Raw genomic sequence first — 5,416 nt, 5'->3', positions numbered from 1 at the left:
CTACGACTACGTCGTCGTCGACGCTCCACCAAGTCTCGGTGTCATCAACGACAATGTATTGCTGGCCTGCCAGAACATGGTCATCCCAGTGGAAGCGATGGAGAGCTCGATCCATGCACTCGATATTCTGCTCAACCAAATCGAGACGCTCGAAGAGCGGTATGGCGTCACCATCCAGCAGTCTGCCATCGTAATTTCGAACGTTCACTACCCGTTGGACAACGACCAGAAAGAGAACATCGAGTTCTTCCACGAGACCTTTGATGGGAGATGCCCGGTACACGAAATCCGGCACAGAGCAGCAGTGAAGCGGAGCCTCAGTGCTGGCGGGTCGATCTTCGGCGACAATGCCGAAGACACGGACATGAAAGAGAACTACCAGCAGCTGGCAATTGACCTCGAACAAGCGGAGGTGACTGCGTAATGGCGAATGAGACCGGCGACTCGGTAAAAGACCGATTCGCACAACGGTTCGGCGACGAGAACGATGAGAAGGCCGAGAGAGTAAAGAACGAACAACAAGAGAAGAAAGCAGAGAAAGCAAAGAACGTAAAGGATTCAAAGAACGAAAAGACAGTGAATATCAAATCGGAGTGGACCAACCACTCGATCTATCTCAACGACGAACTGGCGTCATCGCTCAGCCACAACTACAAACGACTCGACCTCGATCTCGACCAAGACTACGGCCTCTCAATCAAGAAGACACGGCACTACTACCCGCTAATCGTTAAACTCGGATTAGAGCGATTAGAAGAATTAGAGAGTAAAGAAGTCAAAGAGAGAATAGAAGAGTTAGAAGCCAAATAACGATTAGCACGGATGGAAAGACGAGATTGTGTAGCCCGTTTTACATAATCACAGCGTTCATGAGCTACACGAGTTTCATCAGCTTCACGAGCCTTGAGACATTTATATAACCCACCCTCTCCGGTTTTCACGAGCTCCCTTGTTCAAACGTCACCCTGACGGTTTGGCGCCCCGCAAACGTTCTCTACGGACCTACTTTGACTAACTAGGTGTACGACGGGAGAACGATACAGCGGATCCTAACGTATTCGTATTTCCTCGGCGTAGATACGGGCGAGGATGCGGTTACGTGGTTGCCTAGTGCGCTACGTAACCGGTTTAGAGACGCGAGGTAACAGTCCTCATCTCTTTGACATCCGGTTCCTACAATTCTGAGAGGTATCTGTGGACGACGTCGTCGTCGATTCGTTCGATAGTCTGGGAATAGCGATCACTGTCAATCGGCTCTGGGTCTATCGGAATTTCGTTCGACAACGGTGCAGGAAGGAGATACTAGGGGACTACGCCAACGAGAAGGACCGAAATGAAGACTACACCAACTGCTTCGCAACCGCAATCTCGGTCAAGTCTTCGACGACGTCGTTGATACGCTCATCTTCGCCGAGAATGTCGAGCGTGGCTTCGATGTCGGTCTTCAACCCGAAGCAATAGTGAGAGCCACCCTGAATCCCCGTATTTCGGGATTCCACGAGCAGGAAGCCCTGCATCCCGAGGCGTTGGAGATGGTCACGAACGCGACGCTCGACGAATTGGTTCCTATCCAGTCGGTCGATGTTCGTCTTGTACTTCTGGAAAAGGCTGCGTGTTCGCGCCGTTCAGTAACCTCGAGGGCTACGACCGACAGTAGCGCAAACTGATCTTGAGTCGTGAGGCTCCGCATCCCTTCCTCGATGCGTTTTCGCTCGAGGATGTCGCGGGCTTCACGGACGTGCTGTTCGTCGACGACCTCATCGCCATGTTCAACGCCAGCTCACCGGCCTTGTACAAGAGTCGAACTACCTGCCGAGCGCTCCCTTCATCTTGGGCAGCAAACGCCGAACAGAGCGGAATGACATTAGAAAATACGAAGATCGGCAAAAGAATCCAGACACTCACTCCCCGAACATCACGAAGCGCCTCGATAGCCAACGTTTCATCTGTTTCGTCTGCTACCGACACTACTTATGTACTTTATATATGCAGAGAGTGGAGGAGGGGGAGTAGATTTCGTCTGCTTTTTCGAGTTACCTACTAAAGGTGATATCCAACTCCTTCTCAAGCAAGTCCAGGAGTTGTTCGGGGTCGACTGTGCACTCGTACTCTGCGTAGACACCACCATTCAGCCCCTCGTTCTTCTTCGTTCGATGGAGGAAGCCGAGCATTTGCAATTCGTTGAGGTGGTTCTGAATGGACTTGAGAGTGGTGAGCGGTTTTCTATCAGTCTTCTCTAAGACCTGCTTGTATGTCTCGAACACCGTTTTACTACGACACGGGGTCTCTCCCTTCAGGTCTAAGCTGATTACGGTGCTCAGTACGTACTGTCCGTGATCGGTGAGGGTGTCCAAGTCGGACGCAATTTCCCGTCGCTCAACGAGTTCCTTTGCGTTGTGCACGTCGTCTTCGGTGAGCTCGAGCCGGCCATCATCCATGCACAGTTTCGCTGCTTTGTTCAGGACATCAATCGCCTGTCTTGCAGAGCCCTCATCATTCGCAGTGAGAGCTGCAATTAAGCGGATGATCCCTTTGCTGTAGACGTCGCTCTTGAGTCCTTTTTCGGCGCGGGTGAGCAAGATATCACTGAGCTCGTTGGCGTCGTATGGTTTGAATTTGATAGACGTCTCTTTCAGGGAATCGCTCACCTTACTACTGAACGAATCCTTGAATCGGAGGTTGTTGCTGATGCCGATCAGCGAAATATTAGAGTCACCGAGATCATTGTTGTCGTTAGCACGACTGAGCTCGTACAACAGAGGGTTGGAGTCGTTGATGTGGTCGATTTCGTCAAGAACGACCACCACATCACCACCGAATGAGTTCACTTCGGTATAGAACGCTTCAGTAGCGTTCGAGAGCGAGAGCCCTCGCTCGGGGAACTGCTTCTCGTGTGGGCCTCGGAAATGATTCGTGAGATTACGGAAGACGTCATAGACGCTGTCACCATTGCAGTTGTGGTGGATGACCTCCATCGTCCCTTCCCCGTACCTGTGTTCGACTTCCATTTTGAGCTGTTCAGTGACGTATCGGGTGACGGCCGTTTTACCCACGCCCGCTTTTCCGTAGACCAAGATATTATCAGGAGATCCGCCACGCCCGTCGAAGACGGGTTGCATCGCACTCTGATACGACGCAATCTCGTCGTCACGGTTCTCGATCGTCTCGGGATGGTAGTCCTCTTTCAGGACTTTGGAGTCTTTGAAGACCCCACCATCAGCGTCCCCGAACAACTCAGACTTCATTATTGTCTACACCAATTATACGTCCGTACTTAATACCCAGGGTTCATCTGTTTTGTTTGCTTTCGTCTGCTTTCGTCTGCTATGGTGTCTCTTTATAAGTGTTTAAATAGTTTAAATGGGGAAGAGAGAGAGGAGATTTCGTCTGCTTTCTCCTTCAAAGGTGGGTCGGGGGTGTGGTATCCACGGTTGACACACCCCGTTTCCAAGTGAAAATACCACGATTTCGGGGGATAAGTTGCGTAATACCCTCGGTTAGCAGATCGCCATCAGGACGACATCATCGTCGCGACCACTCCTATACCATAGTTTTATTATAGAACACAAGAAACAGTTCTCCAAGTTAATTACTAGGCACTAGAGAGACTTCCTGGTAAGGAAGGCTCGACTAGATGCTAACTTCCTGACTTTCGATTGATAGAATAACGACACAACAGGCAGGATACACTCCCTCTACTTTCCTCATACGTCTTCGGAGCAAAAAGCAGACGAAATCTCCTCTCTCCCTCTTTATAAATAGCACCGAACAGACGAAGCAGACGAAACTGCGGTTATATATGTCGAACCGTGTTTTAGTTATCGAGATGACCCTTACGCTTCTCAGAAGTTCACTAATCGGTGAACAGACTAGAACTATCTTCTTTGTGACTAATCGCGCTAATCGTCTTGTCTTGAGTGCGTTTCCGAGTAGCCGTTCGGTCCACTCCGTGTCAGTCGGTCCAGATCACGAGCAGAATTATGGGGACACGGTGGGGAGTTCGTCGTCGCCGGCTGCTCGAGTGGTGACTCGACCCGTCTGTAGTTGAGTCACAGTCATTCGTCTTGTTGAGTGTGTCCTATCCCCCGTGTCCAGTGACACTCAGACCGAGGCATTCCCGAATCATGTGCTCAGATACCGACACCACCTCTCTTGATTCCATGACTAATTTATCGGTCAATCATATCGAGAATCAGTTCTGATTGTCAAATGGTTACGAATACGAACACGGGTGCATGGCCAAACCTCTGGGCTAAGCTATCGTACAGGTTGAATCTGTGAAGCCGAAATTAACAAAAAATATATAATTGGAGAATTTTTTATCAATTAACTGATGGGTAAAAGTACTCGTCGCCGATTTTTGAACAATATTGGAACAACAGCAGCCGCGTCAGTGGTCGGTGCATCAACAGCCACCGCAACGGACGGACAACCTGATGGCGTCTGGCGGTTCGATGTCCGCACGCTTCCTAAGTCAATCGCCTATCTCTCTGATCCAAGAGGCCGACAACGAGAGGCGTGGAAGCTTGCAAGAACTGTTCATCAGCTGGAACAGGACACCACCGATGCGCTTGGTGAATATTCTCCAGGCAATATTGCCAGCGCCGTCAAACAATCATCTGCCGGGCGAACGGATCTCCGGTCGTTCAGTCGACTCGTCGAAGTTCTTCACGAAAACAATCTCGCCGGTATCGTCGACGAGAGCTTGCTGAATTCAATCGGAAAGCGCGCGGATGTAGTTGTCCGCTACGCCCCCCTAATTGGATCGGTAAACAATGTTCTCGACAAAGCCGAGGCATTCGCGACCGCAATCAACGGAGATAGACGAAACGAATATCTAGAGTTTGTACTTAGTATCGCGTGTCTCTGCTTGGAGGCCGGTCTCATGTGGGTCGGTGTTCCATACAAACTCGCCTGGAAAGGGACGCATCGAATTTTCTTTGCCCGAAGTGGAACGATATTCCGTCTCGGTCGGTACGGTGGGAATCGCTTCGTTGCGTTCTTCATGAGTGAAGTGCACTGGGAACTCCGTGAAGCACTCTTTGACGACGTAGTTACGACAGAGCGGGCACAGTGGGTTGTTGAGCAAGTCAATCGCCACCGCGAGACTCCGACATTCACCAATATGCGTGCCGATGTAGAGTCGCTTGTTCAGAGTTCCCCGCGGTTGTCTACCCAAGACTTCCGCGACTACGAATTCGCGAAGCGATATGCCGACGATGTCGAAAACACGGGAACAGAGATCCTTGGTGAGCTAATTGAGTCTATGCCGAAAGGCTGGAGCATGAACTCGAAACCAACGTCTGAATCATTGGTCCTCAAATGCCTCGTTGAACGCAAGACTGCGTCGGGATGGGATCAATTATTCACGCTTTCACGGTGTCAGAACCTGGTTCTTGAACTCAGAAGATGCAGT

At 50.5% G+C, this 5,416-nt stretch carries 6 protein-coding genes; 3 read left to right on the top strand and 3 right to left on the bottom strand.

What is annotated here, in order from left to right; translation table 11 throughout:
* Positions 1–424 (top strand): ParA family protein (locus BSG17_RS25720; RefSeq protein WP_139246833.1); only part of this gene is annotated, 424 nt, incomplete at its 5' end.
* Positions 424–810, top strand: coding sequence for a DUF8160 family protein (locus BSG17_RS25715; protein WP_089828187.1), 387 nt, complete (start codon positions 424–426; stop codon positions 808–810). The genes BSG17_RS25720 and BSG17_RS25715, both read left to right, overlap by 1 nt.
* A gap of 530 nt (positions 811–1,340) precedes the next feature.
* Here BSG17_RS25715 and BSG17_RS27705 read toward each other — a convergent pair.
* From BSG17_RS27705 to BSG17_RS25705, 3 genes are all read right to left on the bottom strand, one after another.
* Entirely contained in the window at positions 1,341–1,574 is a 234-nt protein-coding gene (locus tag BSG17_RS27705) for a hypothetical protein (protein WP_244531722.1), read from the bottom strand.
* A gap of 67 nt (positions 1,575–1,641) precedes the next feature.
* Entirely contained in the window at positions 1,642–1,905 is a 264-nt protein-coding gene (locus tag BSG17_RS28875; RefSeq protein ID WP_394327992.1) for a hypothetical protein, read from the bottom strand.
* A gap of 128 nt (positions 1,906–2,033) precedes the next feature.
* Positions 2,034–3,245 carry a Cdc6/Cdc18 family protein gene (locus BSG17_RS25705; RefSeq protein WP_089828186.1) on the bottom strand — a complete coding sequence of 404 codons (1,212 nt, stop codon included), beginning with the start codon at positions 3,243–3,245 and terminating at the stop codon, positions 2,034–2,036.
* Positions 3,246–4,333: 1,088 nt separating this feature from the next.
* Here BSG17_RS25705 and BSG17_RS25700 point away from each other — a divergent pair.
* The coding region (locus BSG17_RS25700) for a hypothetical protein (protein ID WP_139246832.1) at positions 4,334–5,416 on the top strand (1,083 nt) is incomplete at its 3' end.

Origin of the sequence: Halogranum amylolyticum (assembly GCF_900110465.1) — an archaeon.
Classification (GTDB): domain Archaea; phylum Halobacteriota; class Halobacteria; order Halobacteriales; family Haloferacaceae; genus Halogranum; species Halogranum amylolyticum.
This window is presented reverse-complemented; position numbering and strand designations above follow the sequence as displayed.